Raw genomic sequence first — 15,352 nt, forward strand, 5'->3', positions numbered from 1 at the left:
TTTATTCCACCTTCTTTGATGTTACTTTTATGAACACATCCTCTAGGCTCGGATCTTTAGTTGAAATGGACTTTATAATCCCATTATTGTCTAGGATGGTCCTTATAACCGTGTTAACACCATTTTCTGATCCTTCATCTATTTTTATCGTTATACGATTGCTATGATGCTTCTTGATTTCCATGACCATTGGTAGTTCCGTTATTTCCTCGATGATTTTATCTGTGAGGTTGATTATGAATATGCTTATCTCTCTACCTTCTCTTTCAATAATTTCGCCCTTTTCATCTTCTTCTTTTATCTTTTTTAATATTTTGGCCACTTTTGATTCCTTTTCTTTGATTACAGCATCTTTGAGTGCTTGGGGAGTGTCAAAAGCTGCTAGCACTCCCTGGTTTATTATGCCTACATGATCGCAGAGTAGTTCTACTTCGTACATGTCGTGTGAGCAGAGTATTATGGTGTGTCCTTCGTTGTTTAATTCGCTTATGAGGTCCCATAGTACTCTCTTGGTTGTGGGGTCTAGTCCAATGGTTGGCTCATCCAAGAATAGGATTTCTGGTTGGTGTATTAAGCTGGCTACGAGGGAGACTTTTTGTTGTTGTCCGCCTGATAGGTGTCTTACGAGCTTGTTTTCTGCATATTTTATGTCCACCATTTCCATGAGTTCATTGATTCTTTCTTCTTTTAGTTCGGGGGACATCCCATAAAAGTCTGCGCATAACTCCACATTTTCTTTTACTGTAAGGTCCTTGTATAGGCTTACAAGTTGTGGTACCATTCCTATTTTTTGTCTTACATTATTCGGTTCTTTTATTATGTCGTATCCTGCGACCTTTGCTGTGCCACTTGTTGGTGGTATGAGGCATGTGAGCATTTTTATCGTGGTTGTTTTACCGGCTCCGTTGGGGCCTAGGAATCCGAATATGGTCTTGTTTTCTATTTTCATGTTTAGGCTGTCGACTGCGGTGAAGTCTCCATACTTTTTAGTTAAATTGAATGTTTCTATGGCATATTTCATCTGTTCACCCCTTTTTGCCCTTTTGGGGGTATGTCTTCCCAGAATTCTTCCCAGATCTTCGTGATGTGATCTTCCATTATATGTTTGATCTTTTTGACCGTTTCTTCACCTTGTGGTGTTATCTTGTAATATTTAACCCTCTTTCCGCCTTTTAGTTCCCATTCACCTTTTATGAGTCCTCTTTCTTCAAGATCGTGGAGTATTGGGTAGATTATACTCGGACCTGGTGGTTTTATCTTGTGGGATATGCCTTTTATTGAATAGAACCTGTGGAGTTTTTTCATTATCTCGTATCCGTGAGTTCTTTCTTTATTTATCATGAGTAAGATCATTGTCTTCCCGAATCCGCGCATGAAACTTTTTATTATGTGATTGTTGCAATTTTTCATAATAGCCCATCCTATTATATAAGTTTTTTGATATATCAGTTTTTGATATATATAAATTTTATCCACAACAAGAAAAATAAAAAGGGAAGGGGATCCATTATGAAACTTGGCTTTTCTACCTTGGCACTATTCATGAAATCATTCGAAGAAATGTTGGAAATAGCATCAAGGGACGGTTTCCAACTCATCGAAATACTCTGCGAAGGTCCGTATTGGCCCAGAAAATTACTAGAAGATGGATTATTCATAGAATCCTTGGAATCTTATGATGTCGAATTACTCCTACATGCGCCCACAATTGATCTTAACCCTGCCAGCATAAACCAGGGTATCAGAGAGGAAACCAAAAAACAGACAACGGAGACAATAGAATTAGCCCATAAAATTGGCGCAACTACCATAACAACACACCCAGGACTCGTACATAGAAAAGAAGAGAGAATAAGGAACATGGCATTAGAATTCGCGAAAGAAACACTGAAGGATTGTTCCATTTATGCAGATGATCTTGGAGTTAAACTTTCCATTGAAAACATGCCAGGCCGCTATTCTTACCTTTGCAACAATCCACGCGAACATGAAGAGTTCATCAAGGCTTGTGAATGCTCTGCTACGGTGGACATGGGGCATGCCAATACAACAGGGGAATTTGAAGACTTTTTTAAAATTGAAGATATAGCATATTATCATATAAATGATAATAATGGTAAAAAAGATGAACATTTACCAGTTGGTGAGGGCAATCTCAACTTAAAATTCCTTAAACGCGTGAAAAAAGGTATAATAGAAGTTAACGATTATAAGAATGTTCTAAAAAGCAAATCAAGGATCAAAAAATTAATGAAAAGACCATAAGAATTAAAATTTTATGTCTAAGATCTCTCTTATATTATATACGATGATATCAGCAGCTTTTAAAAGCTTCTCATGAACCTTATTACTCTGTTGTAGAGTTAGCACGCCAATATCCGCTTCTTTAAGTGCTAGGATGTCGTTGAGACCGTCTCCAACCATCATAACCTTATCATATTTTTTCTTGAGCCTTCTTATAACAAGGGCTTTTCCTTTTGTATCTACTGTGGCGAAAACATTTGAAGTCGATATATTAATCGTGATTGCAAGCTTTTCAAGGGCCCCTTTCCTGTCACCAGAGGCGACATAAATATCTATATTCTTCCTTTTAAGCTCTGAGACAACATCTAGGACTTCTGGGAATAATTTGCCACCAGCTGTTAGAGTAAATTCAACTATTCTTTTTTCTATGTTGATTATGAACCCTGAGCCACTACATATCTCGATATCATAACCCCTCTCTAAAACAGCTCTTATGGTGTCCTGTATATCCCTAACCTTACTATTGTCCTTTTTCAGTATATCTAGGATATCATCTTTGGTTATATCGATATTAGAGTAGCTTATACCTAAGTCTATATTGTTTCGTGTTATAAAATTGTATATGGTTTGGTTTGGTTTGGCATTAATTATACAAGATGCAGGGTCTGTCTGGAGGACTACAAGAGCTCTGTTCTTTTTATACTCAACCAAATCCAGTGAACTGATAAAATCGCAGATTTTACCTGTTCTAATCTTTTTGATCGCCCTATATCTCTCAGTAAGAGTCCCAGAATTATCAAATACCACAGCTTTCTTCATCAAAAAATATTTCTACTTTCCATCCAGAAAAATATTATGATATTAGTTGGGTTATTGAAGAGGTTAAGATAAAATATGATCCAACTACAATGAGGAAAATGCCACAAGCTAATATTATAAACTTATAACTATCCTTTAATATCACTTTACCCTTAGCAGAAAAGAATGATACAATACTATACCATACAAAATCCGAGGACCAATGCCCAATGAGAAAAGCTGCCAACCCCGCCAATTTCGCCAATTCCATGCCCTTAAGCATCAATGCAGCGCCTATCGTACCCCACCATATAAAAAAATATGGGTTTGAAACACTAGTTACAAGACCCTTAGGTACCAGGCCAAAATCCTTAAATTCATCAGATTCCATCATGGGGCTCGTATCCCGCATCATATTCAAGCCCATGAATATCATAACAGCCCCACCTATCAAACCTACCCAAGCAGACGCCGAAGATGAAGTTATCAACCAGCCAAACCCTTCCAGGATAAGTAGAATGAGCAGAACTTCCCCTATAACATGGCCTAATACTAACAACGGACCAGCCTTAGATCCTTTCTTGAGGGAATCAGAGATTGTGACAGTTAAAAGAGGACCGGGGGCCATGGCACCTGAAAGTCCGATCATGAAGGAGGTTGCGGTGAAAATTAGAACCTCTAGCATCTGATCACGCTAGGCGCACTCATTAAGTATCCTCATAATCTGGGTTAAATGGTAGTCTATCCTCTCCATATCCTCCTTTTTGAGCACTCTTGTCCTGCTGAGAATCTTCATCCTTTCACAAACATGATCCATTCGAATTAGAAGACTACTGATATAAGATTCCATTAAAAACATCCCCTTTCAACAATATAATCTACTATTACATATGATATACTTTATCTTTTTCGGCGAGAAAACTTTCCTCTTAAATAGATGGATAAAAGCCGGGAAAGTTTAAACATTCTTCTCGGGGCATTATCCCACATAAAGAATTCAAAACTTGAATTAAAATACAACCATGGAACCAGTAGAGGAGGTTGAAATCGTAAAGTACCAGCCGAAAACACTGGGATCCCCCCTGCTGGTTCACTCCATGAAGCTTATTTTAACCCCCCTTTTTTCCTTTGAGGCCCTCCTATATATTAGTGATGCTGTTGCCATATCCTGTATTGAAAGGCCTGTTGAATCAAATATTGTTATTTCATCGTCTTTGGTCCTTCCTGGGATTTCACCTATTAGAACCTGGCCTAGGGTACCTGTTATATCATCCTCTGATAATATGCCCTCCTTGAGCGGTACGTTTATTTCACCACTATGGGAAGCTTGTTCCCAAGAATCGACGAAAACCCTCCCCTTTATGAGGATCCTAGGATCTAGTTCTTGTTTGCCAGGGGCGTCTGCCCCGATAGCGCATATGTGCACGCCTGGAGGTATCCACTCCGATCTTATAATGGGTTTGGTTGAAGGAGTTGCCGTGACTATAATATCCTTGTCCTTAACAGCCTCTTCGGCCGTGCTTGTGGGTATAACATCTATACCATATTCTCTTGATGTTTTCTTTGCAAATTTTTCTCTAGTTGATGCCGTGCGACAGTACACACCAACTTCTTCAATATCTAATACGCTTTTAATGGCCATAAGTTGCGTGTATGCTTGTCTACCAGCCCCTATTATGCCGAGTTTTTTCGAATCGGGTCTTGCAAGATATTTTGCTGATATTCCCCCGGCGGCGCCAGTTCTCATATCCGTAACCCAAGTACCATCCATTATCGTAAGTGGAAAACCGTCTTCGGGGTCCACTAGTTCTATAATGGCCATTACCGTGGGTAGGGAATATTTCCTGGGATTGTTTGGATGGGAATTAACACATTTCACCCCGGCCACCCCCGAACCTTCTAGGTAGGATGGCATGATCCTAAGATCACCCCCTATGAAGAATAGATAACTCTTTGGGGGCATTTGAACCCTACCAAGAGCATACTCTTTGAACGCTTCTTCAACAACTCTTAGAATATCATCCATGTCCACAAGATCTTCGATGTCACCCTTCTTTAATAGTAGAGTTTTTCTCATCCGCTCACCATAACCAGCATATGTGGATAAAATCTTATATGTGTATAATTTTTATCAGTTTAATAAAGGGTGTTGCCAATGGATACCAAGAGTAAAGTTGAAGCAATCAAAGGACATGAATTAACAGCAGAAGAAAATGTTAAAAATTTCCTAGAGACCATAGAAAAAGAGAATCCCAGGATAAACGCTTTCATAGAAGTAAACAAGGAGTATGCTATTAGAAAGGCTGCTGAGATCGACTCAAGGATATCTGCGGATGAGAAGGTTGGTAGATTGGCCGGTTTAGTGATCGGTGTGAAAAGCAACATTAATGTTAAAGATTTCATGGTTTCGGCAGCTTCTAAAACCCTTGAAAATTACCGTGGAAGCTATGATGCCACCGTCATAGAAAGGATAAAAAAAGAAGATGGTATAATCATTGGCATGACTAACATGGACGAATTCGCTGCTGGCAGTTCCACCGAAACATCCTATTTTGGCGTGACAGACAATCCCTCAGCAGAAGGCAGAATACCTGGAGGCTCAAGTGGGGGTAGCGCAGCTGCAATAGCAGCTCACATGTGCGACTTAACCCTAGGATCAGACACTGGAGGATCCATAAGAAACCCCGCTTCACATTGTGGCGTTTATGGATTCAAACCAACTTATGGCCTTGTATCCCGGCAAGGCCTTCTTGACCTTGCCATGAGCTTCGACCAAATAGGGCCATTATCCAATGACTTATATGGCATAAGTCTATTACTTGATGTTATAAGCGGCTATGATCCCAAGGATCCTACAACAATAAAATCTGAAGGAACATCCTTCACTGAATTATCCAATGAAAGAGGGCCAGATTTAACATTTGGTGTTGTGAAAGAATTCCATGAGGTTACGGACGATCCAATAGTCGATATAATAGAAGATACCATCAACTTGCTTAGAGAGGAAGGTTATAAGGTAGTCGAACTCCCCTTTAAATATATTGACCTGTGCCTGCCAACCTACTATCTTATAAATTATGTGGAATTTTTTTCTGCGACGAGAAAATATGATGGTAGGAAATACGGTTATAAAATTGAGGATGTTTGTGGCGAAGAAGTTTTAAGGAGAATACAAATCGGATCATATATAAGCCAGAAAGAATTCTCCGGCAAGTATTATAGGCGAGCCCTCCAAGCACGTTCCCTTATAAGAAAGGAAATAGAAAAAGTTCTCAATGATGTGGATGTCATACTAGGACCCACCGTCCCTAAATTACCGCACAAGATTGGAACAACCCTCACACCAATGGAAATGTACTCCTATGACATTTTAACCGTCATAGCGAATTTAGCCGGCATACCCGCTGCTAGCATGAAAATAGGTAAAGTTAAAGGGATCCCTATAGGTTTACAATTACAGGCCAAACCACTGGAAGATTGGAAAATCATGAAAACCATGCTAGAGATCGGATCAATACTCGAAGGACGAGGATGATGAGGATAGGATTAGCATATTTAAAGGGTTCGGTACCAGCGTTCGAAGATTTCGGCAACCTACCAACTGACATCGTTAAAGAAAATGGCCTAGTCAAAGGCGAACCAGCCCACAAAGTAATAGATGGTCTGATAATCCCTGGAGGCAGTATAATAGAATCTGGTTCGATAAATTCTGATTTTGTCCGTGAAGTCAAAAAAATCTCAGAGGACGGTTTCATCATAGGTATATGCTCAGGATTCCAAGTACTTGGGGAAGAGACTAATATAGGTCGAAGATCTCCCCATCCTATTAAAAGGGAGGGCTTGGGCCTTTTAAATGTTAGTTTTGAGCCTATGATAAATAATGATAGGGTTGAAGCCTCAGTCGTGGGCGAATCATTCATGACAAGGGGTCTTATTGGAACCACCATCAGAGGATTTCATTGCCACACCTATGGGGCGATAAAAGGAGATGCAAAGCCCATATTCTATTCAAAGATAAAAAGGAGCGACTATAGGGATAATCCCCAAGAGATTTTATCGGGGGTTTGTAATGATGAAGGGAATATAGTGGGCACTTTAATCCATGGTTGTCTTGATCACAATCCAAGACTAGTTGAAAACATCTTACAATTTTTGGATGCTGATGAGATGGACAGGGAAATGATACTGGAACGTAATGGTCAACTTGTCAAAAAGATAAAATCTGAATTGGGCATCGATACAAATATTAAAATTCCAAAGGCTGGAGGAAGATTTAATTATCCTTTGATGATTATGATAGCAAGTACAGGATCTGGTTCTGGTAAAACATTTATAACCACGGGCCTTGCAGGGGCGCTCCGCAGGAGAGGATTCAAAGTCGGAGTCCTTAAAGTCGGACCTGATGTAAGGGATATAGTCCCTGCACTTTACCTTATAAAAGAGAAAATGGAAGAATACTCTTCTATAAGAATAGCTGACCTTGGTTGGATGTCACTTGAAGATGTTCTAAGGAGATTAAGGGATTCAGCCTATGATATTATCATAGTGGAGGGTGTTATGAGTAGTGTAACAGGTTTGTTAAATGAGAAAACCCCATACTCATCTGCTGAGATCGCATTTGCCGCTGACATACCAATCATATTAGTTTCAAATTGTAGTAAAGGTGGTATAGAATCAGCAGCACTTGATATCGTGGCGCATGGAAAATTAATGAAAAAATTAGGAATCAAGGTAGGGGGGGTTATCCTCAATAGGGTCTATGATGATAAGATATTCGTGAAAGCTGCGGATTTCATAAAACACTCTCTGGGCTGTGATTTTATTTATAAGCTCCCGAAGGCGGATATCAGTGAAAGAGGGGGAACTCCTGAGATAGAGATCAGACTCGAGGAATTTTGCCTCACAGCCTTAAAAACTATCGAAGAAAACATTAACATTTCAGAGATATGCTCAGTAGCTCGTAAACCTTCATTTAGAGGTTATATTCCAATAAAAGTTTTGGAGGGGAAATTTAAGCACGGTTTATAGTCCCCCTTTTTGGGGTTTTCATCTCATTATATGCTTTGATGATTTGTGAACCATCCAGGAAGATGAGATCATGTTCATTGGCATACAATTGGGCATCCCTGGTACTTAATGAATTACCAGTTTTGTCATCCATCATTTCGCAGCAGACAGCAACTCCTGTCAGGCCAGCCATTTCCATTAGTGCTATGCTCATCTCTGTATGGCCCTTCCTATTGAGAACATGACCTGGGGCGGCTCTTAACAATGTCACATGACCGGGGGATCTGAAAAATTCTCCAAATCTTTCATGTTGACCATTTTTACACAATAGTGCGAGTTCCTTTATTGTCAAGGCCCTGTCATTATCAGTTATCCCTGTGAATGTTTTTCTGTGGTTTATTGTAATGGAAAATGCTGATTTTTCATCATAGGGTATGTCATGTGGTGATAATCTTTTAAGCATTTTATACTTTTTGCTCGCAATCTGCATTATATCGGTCATGAATGGTATCCCAAGTTTTTCAGCGTTTTCTGCAGATACTGGAGCACATATTAGGCCTCCTGCGTCGTTTCTAAGTATTCTTATATGCTCTGGTGTTACGTGTTCTGCTGCTAATATCATGTCTGTTTCTTTTTCCCTGTTTGCAGCGTCAAAAACTAGTATTATTTCACCTTTCTTTAGTGACTTTAGTGCTTCTTCGATCATTGTAATCACGGCTTTATTTTTTTACAATCGTCTATGTATAAGGTGACGGTATCTCCATCCTTTAATTTAAGTGTTTGGCGGATATAAACTGGTGCTATGAATTCAAGTATACGTGGAGGATGATGCGTTTTAAGTGGGAATACGAGGGCTCCTTTGATTTTATCATTGAGGGTGGCCTTTATATATAGTACATCTCCAAAGTCGCCTTTTCCTTCTATTTTATTTGCGCTTATTAGACATTCTTTTATAAAGGGGACATACTCTTCCTGGATTGTTATATTGAGGGTTCCTGGGTATGGTTCAAATCCTAGTTTTTCCTTGAATTGGAGGTTGTATAATTTCTTTGACATATAGTAGGCTCCTTCACCAGATCCTGATGTTAAGGTTCCCTTGATTTTCATTTTAGTTCCTCTTTGGCTTTTTCTGTGCAGAGTATGTGGGCTTGTCTGAGGGGTTCTGGCATCTTATATATACTTGTATTTTTAACTACTTTTACGGCTGTTTTTAAAGTTATTTTATGCCCGACACTTACAACCATGCCATTGACTATTTTACCCTCAACTTTACCTTTTATCTTTAAGAGTGAATTATCTCTTTCAGCTTCTTTTATGGGCTTTTTAGTGATGCCGATGGTGGGTTTCCCAAGGAAAACTCCAACATGACTTGCCAGTCCAAAGCCTCTTGGATGTAATGTGCCATTCCCATTTACCATAAGAACATCGAAGGGATTTTCCAATCCTTTAACAACGTCTAAAATGGCATTGGCTTCTCTGAAGCCTAAAAATCCACTCAAGTATGGTATGGGCAATTCTACTTTCTTGTATTTTTCTTCAAGGATTCTTAAATTAGTGTCTGTTATCACAGCCGCTGCTATACCCTTATTACCCACTGTGAAGGAGACATCTGCACCACATATACTTTTAAAGTGTGAAATAATATCCTCCTTGACGACTTTTTTTGACCATTCATATTGTAAACGCGCCATTGTATCTATAAGACGATTCCAGTACATTATCTTATCCTAGCTTTTATTGTTGAAAATGTCGGACCCCTAAGGTCTATTACCTTCTTTTTACTTGTAATATATCTCATACCAACTTTGTCTAGTATCAGGTTAAGGTCAGAGAGTGAACGAGCAATAGCACTCCTAACTTTAACAGTCTTTGAACCTGTTACCACCATCTCTTCGATCTTATATGCGGCTTCAGCGGCAAGAGCATCCATATATGATATCCCAGTGTCTATACCCTTCTCCCTGGCCTCTTTTATAAGTTTTGTGTCGAGTTTCTCATTCTCTGGAACCCCTAGTATGTTCCCATCATAGATGAATATCTTATTATTGACCGCGGGGCCCAACAAGCGGGTATTTTCTTCCACTTCAACTGCCTCTACCTTAATATTTCTTCCTAAAAATTCACCATTATATACTGTGAAACTGCAAGGCGAAGGCTCATCCCCATGTTCTCTCCACACATCTACTATTTTATCCATGAGCTTTCGACCATCCTCTGTTACAGGATACAAGTTTATCCTGAGCATGCTTGCAATTTCCCTGTCAGAAAGCTCCCATTCCTTGTATATATGAGGATAGACCATTCCCCTTATATCATCTTCCCCTGCTAATATCATTGCAAGTCTTTCAACTCCAAGTCCGAGGTTCATCACATCCTTGTCTACACCATACTTGGAGAGGGCTATTGGGGAATATAAGCCAAAGGTTGCGATTTCAACCCATTCTTTAAGCTTTGGATGATAACCATAAACTTCTGTCTGAGTCCCGGGAACATAATACTTTGACTTTTTCTCATCAGGAAGGAACTTGAACTTAGAGAAGCCGAAATATTCTAGTAGACCCTCTGCCACGGCTTTGCCAACATCCAATGTCACTTCTTCATCGACTATTACACAGGAGGCTGAATAGTATGTCATGAGATGACTTGGATCTTCTCTCTGCTCTCTCCTAAAACACCGATCTATTGAGAACAATTTTAATGGGAGCTTGCACTTATCATGTAAATACTCTAGTGTTATAAACCAACCAGATGTCATATGTGAACGTAGTGTATTCTTTGTAGGGATAGGTTTTAGATCCCTTATCTCAGGGAAAACTCTTTCAAGAACCTTTAGGCCGATGTCATCGCTCACATCAAGAGCTGATGATACTTCCATTACTAGATCATCCCCTGCAATAGTTCCCTTCTTATATGATCTGAAAACCTCCTTTAGGTTGTCTATTTTCTTATCATCAATTTTAACATCCAATTTTTTGATCTCATCTATCTTTTCAAGGCCCAAACCTATATCTGGTCGGGGCAATCCTGCAAGATAGAAGCACCTATCAAGTATTGCTGGGGCTTCTGGTCCGAATTGTTTGTAGATATGTTCTTCATCAATGAATATGGGGTTGACAACCTCATCAAATCCTAATTTGAGATAAGCATCCCTTAATCTCCATATCGTATCATAGAGGATGTGGGACTTTCCCATTTTAAACCTTAGACGGGGATATTCCAGGTCATGGTGGGTTTTCTTAAGTAACTTGCCGGTTTCAACCCATGCCTTTTCAAAATCCTTCCTAGCTAATTTTATTATGTCCTTTCTTTTCAAATCCAACCCCCATATCCCTTTCTCCAATATTTTGAATCTGTCTATAACACTTATAATATGTAACTGGGTAAATTATAGATTATGGAAAGCGAAGTGTATCAATGTGATGTTCTCATAATAGGCTCTGGCGGTGCTGGTAGCCGAGCAGCCATAGAGGTATCAGAGCATGATCTTGAGATTCTGATGGTATCAAAGGGCTTATCATTCAAATCAGGGTGCACTGGGATGGCTGAAGGCGGTTATAACGCGGCTTTCGGTTTTGTGGATGCTGAAGACGACCCTGAGATCCACTACCAGGATACCGTGAAGGGTGGTGGATTTTTAAATGATCCTGAACTTGTAAGGATCCTAGTTAATGAGGCTCCTGACCGTCTCATAGACCTTGAAAATTATGGGGCCCTATTTGACAGGCAAGAATCAGGGATACTTGATCAGCGACCATTCGGGGGTCAGACATATCGTAGAACATGCTATCAAGGTGACAGGACAGGACACGAGATTATAACGGCATTGAAAGAGGAGATAATGAGGAGGGGTATAGAAACCTTAGATGAGGTTATGATAACTTCCCTCATAGTTGATGAGGAGGGGAAGAGCGTTCAAGGGGCTATGGGCATTTCATTGAAGGATTCAAGGCTTTTATGCTTTAACGCGAAATCCACCATAATTGCAAGTGGGGGTGCTGGACAAGTTTATCCTGTCACTTCAAACACACTACAGAAAGGGGGTGATGGTTTCAGCATAGCTTGGGAGGCGGGTGCGGAACTCATCGACATGGAACAAGTCCAATTCCACCCCACAGGGATGGTATGGCCAGAATCTCGCAGAGGCGTTCTCGTGACAGAAGCCGTGAGGGGTGAAGGCGGCATACTTCTAAACAAGGATGGTGAGCGTTTCATGGAAAAATATGATCCTAGATTAGAGCTTGCAACAAGAGATGTTGTTTCAAGGGCCATTTATAATGAAATCATGGAAGGTCGTGGGACAGAGCATGGTGGCGTCTACTTGGATGTAACCCATTTACCAGATAATGTAATAGAGGAAAAATTGGAGACGATGTTTCTTCAATTTTTGGATGTGGGTGTTGACATCCGAGAAGAGCCAATGGAGGTGGCTCCAACAGCCCACCATTTTATGGGTGGTGTTAGGATAGACCCATGGTGTCGTACAAACCTTAAAAACTTATTCGCGGCGGGGGAAGTGGCTGGTGGAGTCCACGGGGCTAACAGGCTGGGTGGGAACGCCTTAGCTGACACCCAAGTTTTTGGCAGACGTGCCGGTATTTCAGCCGCGAAGAACGCGCTTAAAAGTGATTTTAGACTCAACAGTGTCTATGTTGAAGTTGAGGAGTATAGGATAAAGAACAAGGTCAAGGAGGGTGATCTGAGACCATCAGAGATTAAAAGAAGGTTACATGAGACTATGTGGGAAAATGTCGCCATTATAAGAGATGAAAAATCCCTCAAATCAGCCCTCTCCACCATAAGATCACTCCAAGGGGAACTTGACAGATTAGATGTCCCAGAGGGTAGCAGATTCAACAAGTACCTCCAGGAGGCTTTAGAAGTCGAGAACATGCTTAAAACAGCGGCACTCGTAACAAGATCAGCCATCATCCGCAAAGAAAGTAGAGGATCCCACTTTAGAAAAGACTACCCAAAGACGAGGGTTGAATGGAAAAAGAGCATCGTCTTAAGTAAAAACAAGAAACCATACTTTATTAAAAGATGAAATCATGCTTTAGAGATTAAATCCTCAGCTGCACTCTCTGCAAGTTCAATAACATATTTTTCATCCAATGATTTTAACTTACCATTTTCCATTAAAATTTCACCATCGCAGATTACAGTTTCAATATCACAACCAGAGGCAGCATAGACAAGATGGGAGGCAGGATTCCTCCAAGGGGTGAGATGACTCCTCTTAGTGTTTATAAGGGCAAGATCCGCCTTCTTATTCGCTTCTATAGTCCCGATCTCATCGGCCATCCCCAGCGCGGCAGCCCCATTTATCGTCGCCATTTTAAAGACGGTCCCAGCATCCAGAGCTGTTGGACTCATATTCTTTATCTTTTGCGATAATGCGGCTATTTTCATTTCCTCGATCATGTCCAAATTATTATTTGAGGCGGCCCCATCAGTCCCAAGGGAAACGCACAACCCACTATTTATAAGTTCATTGACAGGTGATATTCCAGACGCCAACTTCATATTACTGGTGGGATTATGTGACAATTTAACACCCCTAGACTTTAGAAGATGGATTTCAGATGATGAAAGCCACACAGCATGTGCGGCGATCACATCCTCGCCAAGAAAACCAATCTCATCAAGATAAGTGAATGGTCTTTCACCATATTTCTCCTTCACCTGTCTGACTTCATCTTTTGTCTCGGCCACATGAATATGTATAAAGAGTCCGTGCTCATCTGCAAGACTCCTCACTTCCTCTAGAAGTTCCCTGGAACAAGTATATGGACTGTGAGGCCCTAAGGCAACCTTTACCCGTCCATCAGCCATTCCATGGCACTTCTTGATTATCCTCTTCGATTCTTTTATTTCAGCCTTCTTCTTTTCTTCATCATCAAAATCTATCATCCCATGGCTTATCACGGCACGCAGACCCGTCTCCTTCACGGCTTCAGCCACATGATCCATATAAAAATACATGTCATTGAATGTTGTTGTCCCAGACTTTATCATCTCCACACAACCAAGAAGAGCCCCAGCATAACAATATTCACCATTAAGATGCGCTTCGAGGGGCCAAATATATTCATTAAGCCAAGTTTCAAGTTTAAGATCATCGGCAACTCCCCTAAAGAGCGTCATTGAAAGGTGAGTATGCGTGTTCACAAACCCGGGGACTAAAAGTTTCCCATGAGCGTTAATCACCCTATCAACACCCCCAGGGTCGATACTGGGGGATACTTCAATTATCTTATCATCTTCTATCAGTACTGAACCCTTCCTTGGGCCGTGAGCATCTAGGATTTGAACATCCTTTATTAGAATGTCTTTTGTTTCCATTACAATCCCCCCATCCTATAATGTTAAAATTTAAGTGGAATCTATATAATTTTATCCCCTCACTATATTGAAGGTGATCATCTTGAAGATTAAAATGGCGATCCCATCAAAGGGTAGGATAAGTGAACCTACCATAAGATTATTGGAAAAAGCAGGTATTGGATTAAAGGACACTCTGAAAAGAAGATTATTCTCACAAACAGAACATCCAAACATTGAGATCATGTTCACCAGAGCCACTGATATACCAGAGTTTGTTGCTGATGGCGCGGCAGACCTTGGAATAACAGGCCTGGACCTTATAATGGAAAGAGGAAGCAAGGTTAAAATCCTAGAGGATCTCAAATTTGGAAGAGCAAAACTTGTATTAGCAGCCCCCGAAGATTCAAATATAAAAGATCCAGAGGATATCAAAGATGGATTTATAATAGCGACGGAATTTCCCAAACTAACAACCCGATATCTAGAGGAGAAAGGTATAAACGCTGAAATAGTTGAACTCAGCGGCTCAACAGAAATAGCACCGTTCATCGGAATCGCAGATCTTATAGTGGACTTGACAAGTACTGGTACAACCTTAAAAATGAACCATCTTCGTGTCGTGGACACAATCCTCGAAAGTTCGGTGAAACTCATAACAAATCATGAAAGCTACCATAAAAAGAAAAAGCTTATCGAGGAAGTTAGAACAGGCATCAGGGGTGTCATAGATGCACAGGGAAAAAAACTTGTCATGTTAAATGTCAACCAAGACCAGCTCGAAGCCGTTAAAAGGGTCATGCCAGGGATGACAGGCCCCACAGTGTCTCAAGTTCTATCAGATAATGGGATAGTGGCAGTGCATGCAGTAGTGAACGAAAAAGATGTGTTCAAGGTTGTAAACGAGCTCAAGCGCGTTGGTGCAAAGGACATCCTCGTGGTCCCCATTGAAAGAATAATACAATAGAATAGAGGTTGATAA

At 40.4% G+C, this 15,352-nt stretch carries 16 protein-coding genes; 5 read left to right on the plus strand and 11 right to left on the minus strand.

The genetic code is table 11. The features are described from left to right. Position 1: 1 nt before the first annotated feature. Together ACZ5XX_RS02650 and ACZ5XX_RS02655 are read right to left on the minus strand one after the other, a co-directional pair. Positions 2–1,021 (minus strand): ATP-binding cassette domain-containing protein, encoded by a 1,020-nt coding sequence (locus ACZ5XX_RS02650; protein WP_464585351.1) that lies wholly within the window; start codon positions 1,019–1,021, stop codon positions 2–4. Further along, positions 1,018–1,410 carry a PadR family transcriptional regulator gene (locus ACZ5XX_RS02655; protein ID WP_464585353.1) on the minus strand — a complete coding sequence of 131 codons (393 nt, stop codon included), beginning with the start codon at positions 1,408–1,410 and terminating at the stop codon, positions 1,018–1,020. Before ACZ5XX_RS02655 ends, ACZ5XX_RS02650 begins: the two co-directional genes overlap by 4 nt. A gap of 99 nt (positions 1,411–1,509) precedes the next feature. Between ACZ5XX_RS02655 and ACZ5XX_RS02660 the strand changes: the two genes are divergently transcribed. Then, positions 1,510–2,265, plus strand: coding sequence for a sugar phosphate isomerase/epimerase family protein (locus ACZ5XX_RS02660; protein ID WP_464585355.1), 756 nt, complete (start codon positions 1,510–1,512; stop codon positions 2,263–2,265). 3 nt (positions 2,266–2,268) lie between these two features. Here ACZ5XX_RS02660 and ACZ5XX_RS02665 read toward each other — a convergent pair whose 3' ends face one another. The 4 genes from ACZ5XX_RS02665 to ala form a co-directional block, all read right to left on the minus strand. After that, positions 2,269–3,063, minus strand: a complete 795-nt coding sequence (locus tag ACZ5XX_RS02665; protein ID WP_464585358.1) for an HAD-IC family P-type ATPase — start codon at positions 3,061–3,063, stop codon at positions 2,269–2,271. 34 nt (positions 3,064–3,097) lie between these two features. After that, positions 3,098–3,727, minus strand: a complete 630-nt coding sequence (locus ACZ5XX_RS02670) for a LysE family transporter (protein ID WP_464585360.1) — start codon at positions 3,725–3,727, stop codon at positions 3,098–3,100. 9 nt (positions 3,728–3,736) lie between these two features. Next, the gene (locus ACZ5XX_RS02675) at positions 3,737–3,859 is read right to left on the minus strand and encodes a hypothetical protein (RefSeq protein ID WP_464585362.1); all 123 of its coding nucleotides are present in this window, start codon (positions 3,857–3,859) and stop codon (positions 3,737–3,739) included. A 273-nt stretch (positions 3,860–4,132) separates the two neighbouring features. Continuing rightward, positions 4,133–5,119 (minus strand): alanine dehydrogenase, encoded by a 987-nt coding sequence (gene ala / locus ACZ5XX_RS02680; RefSeq protein WP_464585364.1) that lies wholly within the window; start codon positions 5,117–5,119, stop codon positions 4,133–4,135. Between the two features lie 78 nt (positions 5,120–5,197). On the opposite strand from ala, the gene gatA reads away from it, so the two are divergent. Both gatA and ACZ5XX_RS02690 read left to right on the plus strand, forming a co-directional pair. After that, positions 5,198–6,577: an Asp-tRNA(Asn)/Glu-tRNA(Gln) amidotransferase subunit GatA gene (gatA, locus tag ACZ5XX_RS02685; protein WP_464585366.1), complete on the plus strand. Its 1,380-nt coding sequence runs from the start codon at positions 5,198–5,200 to the stop codon at positions 6,575–6,577. After that, on the plus strand, positions 6,574–8,070 hold the full coding sequence (locus ACZ5XX_RS02690) for an AAA family ATPase (protein ID WP_464585368.1): 1,497 nt from the start codon (positions 6,574–6,576) through the stop codon (positions 8,068–8,070). Before gatA ends, ACZ5XX_RS02690 begins: the two co-directional genes overlap by 4 nt. Here ACZ5XX_RS02690 and ribB read toward each other — a convergent pair. From ribB to sepS, 4 genes are read right to left on the minus strand one after another with little or no spacing between them, the layout of a single operon-like run. Continuing rightward, a complete protein-coding gene (ribB, locus tag ACZ5XX_RS02695) occupies positions 8,054–8,755 on the minus strand; it encodes a 3,4-dihydroxy-2-butanone-4-phosphate synthase (RefSeq protein WP_464585370.1) in 702 nt (233 codons plus the stop codon). The genes ACZ5XX_RS02690 and ribB overlap by 17 nt on opposite strands. 5 nt (positions 8,756–8,760) lie before the next feature. Next, a complete protein-coding gene (locus tag ACZ5XX_RS02700) occupies positions 8,761–9,156 on the minus strand; it encodes a DUF120 domain-containing protein (RefSeq protein ID WP_464585372.1) in 396 nt (131 codons plus the stop codon). Beyond that, complete coding sequence (locus ACZ5XX_RS02705) at positions 9,153–9,767, minus strand: endonuclease V (RefSeq protein WP_464585374.1); 615 nt, start codon at positions 9,765–9,767, stop codon at positions 9,153–9,155. The genes ACZ5XX_RS02700 and ACZ5XX_RS02705 overlap by 4 nt, the downstream gene beginning before the upstream one ends. Further along, positions 9,767–11,362: an O-phosphoserine--tRNA ligase gene (gene sepS / locus ACZ5XX_RS02710; protein WP_464585376.1), complete on the minus strand. Its 1,596-nt coding sequence runs from the start codon at positions 11,360–11,362 to the stop codon at positions 9,767–9,769. The genes ACZ5XX_RS02705 and sepS overlap by 1 nt, the downstream gene beginning before the upstream one ends. Before the next feature lie 81 nt (positions 11,363–11,443). Here sepS and tfrA point away from each other — a divergent pair, with 81 nt between their 5' ends. After that, on the plus strand, positions 11,444–13,093 hold the full coding sequence (gene tfrA / locus ACZ5XX_RS02715; RefSeq protein WP_464585378.1) for a fumarate reductase (CoM/CoB) subunit TfrA: 1,650 nt from the start codon (positions 11,444–11,446) through the stop codon (positions 13,091–13,093). A 2-nt stretch (positions 13,094–13,095) separates the two neighbouring features. Here the strand turns inward: tfrA and ACZ5XX_RS02720 are convergent, their stop codons facing one another. Beyond that, positions 13,096–14,391 carry an amidohydrolase family protein gene (locus ACZ5XX_RS02720; RefSeq protein WP_464585380.1) on the minus strand — a complete coding sequence of 432 codons (1,296 nt, stop codon included), beginning with the start codon at positions 14,389–14,391 and terminating at the stop codon, positions 13,096–13,098. Between the two features lie 82 nt (positions 14,392–14,473). Between ACZ5XX_RS02720 and hisG the strand changes: the two genes are divergently transcribed. Continuing rightward, the gene (hisG, locus tag ACZ5XX_RS02725; RefSeq protein WP_464585382.1) at positions 14,474–15,337 is read left to right on the plus strand and encodes an ATP phosphoribosyltransferase; all 864 of its coding nucleotides are present in this window, start codon (positions 14,474–14,476) and stop codon (positions 15,335–15,337) included. The last annotated feature ends 15 nt before the right edge of the window (positions 15,338–15,352 follow it).

The organism is Methanothermobacter crinale, from assembly GCF_055397825.1.

Excerpts from the sequence above, each read along its gene's own strand:
- ACZ5XX_RS02660 (WP_464585355.1), top strand. The coding sequence starts at position 1,510 with ATGAAACTTGGCTTTTCTACCTTGGCACTATTCATGAAATCATTCGAA.
- ACZ5XX_RS02650 (WP_464585351.1), bottom strand. The coding sequence starts at position 1,021 with ATGAAATATGCCATAGAAACATTCAATTTAACTAAAAAGTATGGAGAC.
- tfrA (WP_464585378.1), top strand. The coding sequence starts at position 11,444 with ATGGAAAGCGAAGTGTATCAATGTGATGTTCTCATAATAGGCTCTGGC.
- ACZ5XX_RS02675 (WP_464585362.1), bottom strand. The coding sequence starts at position 3,859 with ATGGATCATGTTTGTGAAAGGATGAAGATTCTCAGCAGGACAAGAGTG.
- ACZ5XX_RS02700 (WP_464585372.1), bottom strand. The coding sequence starts at position 9,156 with ATGAAAATCAAGGGAACCTTAACATCAGGATCTGGTGAAGGAGCCTAC.
- ACZ5XX_RS02720 (WP_464585380.1), bottom strand. The coding sequence starts at position 14,391 with ATGGAAACAAAAGACATTCTAATAAAGGATGTTCAAATCCTAGATGCT.
- ACZ5XX_RS02665 (WP_464585358.1), bottom strand. The coding sequence starts at position 3,063 with ATGAAGAAAGCTGTGGTATTTGATAATTCTGGGACTCTTACTGAGAGA.
- gatA (WP_464585366.1), top strand. The coding sequence starts at position 5,198 with ATGGATACCAAGAGTAAAGTTGAAGCAATCAAAGGACATGAATTAACA.
- ACZ5XX_RS02705 (WP_464585374.1), bottom strand. The coding sequence starts at position 9,767 with ATGTACTGGAATCGTCTTATAGATACAATGGCGCGTTTACAATATGAA.
- ACZ5XX_RS02655 (WP_464585353.1), bottom strand. The coding sequence starts at position 1,410 with ATGAAAAATTGCAACAATCACATAATAAAAAGTTTCATGCGCGGATTC.
- ACZ5XX_RS02670 (WP_464585360.1), bottom strand. The coding sequence starts at position 3,727 with ATGCTAGAGGTTCTAATTTTCACCGCAACCTCCTTCATGATCGGACTT.
- ribB (WP_464585370.1), bottom strand. The coding sequence starts at position 8,755 with ATGATCGAAGAAGCACTAAAGTCACTAAAGAAAGGTGAAATAATACTA.
- ACZ5XX_RS02690 (WP_464585368.1), top strand. The coding sequence starts at position 6,574 with ATGATGAGGATAGGATTAGCATATTTAAAGGGTTCGGTACCAGCGTTC.
- ala (WP_464585364.1), bottom strand. The coding sequence starts at position 5,119 with ATGAGAAAAACTCTACTATTAAAGAAGGGTGACATCGAAGATCTTGTG.